Raw genomic sequence first — 647 nt, forward strand, 5'->3', positions numbered from 1 at the left:
TGAGATTCGTCGTCATTCTGGATCCGACCGACCAATGGATGGTGTTCGACCAATTGACTGACCTGCCTGCCGAAATTGGTGACAGAGTGCTCATTGGGCTATCCCAAGAGGAAGCTGAGCAGCTTGCTCGCGAGGCCAGTGCTCAACAGCCTTTGGTCGCGTAATTTGCCTCGCATCAGCGCTGCCGACTTTGAGGCCAGGAACACCCCCGCTGAGGTTTTAGGGGTCGTGGATCTCTCCAGTCACGCTGATGCAAAGATCAGCATGCGCCTCGGCGAAGCCATCCAGTTTGTGGCGAATGCATCCGTCCTTGGATACGATGTCCGTGGAGCGATGGTCTTTCACGGCGAGCCGGGGAAGCGCGACAGATGCTCGACTTCAACCTGAAGCGGCTGGCGCATAGAGCACGATCCGGAAAGCTCGAAGGTGCCTACTACTTCGGGGAACTCAAAATCGGCCTCTATCCAGAGTTCTCGTTCGACCAGCTCCTCATCGGGATTCTCGTCATAGGGAACGTGGAAGTCGGATTTCTTGACCTTGCGCCGCGCTGGATCAAAGCTGAATAGCCTCGCTAGAGCTTGCAGTACCGCGGTCTTGCCGGCACCGTTTGGACCGAGCAGAAATGTCAGGTCGTCTAATTCCAGTTC

The 647-nt window shown here is 56.3% G+C and carries 1 protein-coding gene; it reads right to left on the reverse strand.

What is annotated here, in order from left to right:
* Positions 1–341 precede the first annotated feature (341 nt).
* On the reverse strand, positions 342–647 hold a 306-nt coding region (locus tag EN852_RS34640; RefSeq protein WP_135879573.1), incomplete at its 5' end, for an AAA family ATPase.

The organism is Mesorhizobium sp. M2E.F.Ca.ET.209.01.1.1, assembly GCF_004010375.2.
Classification (GTDB): domain Bacteria; phylum Pseudomonadota; class Alphaproteobacteria; order Rhizobiales; family Rhizobiaceae; genus Mesorhizobium.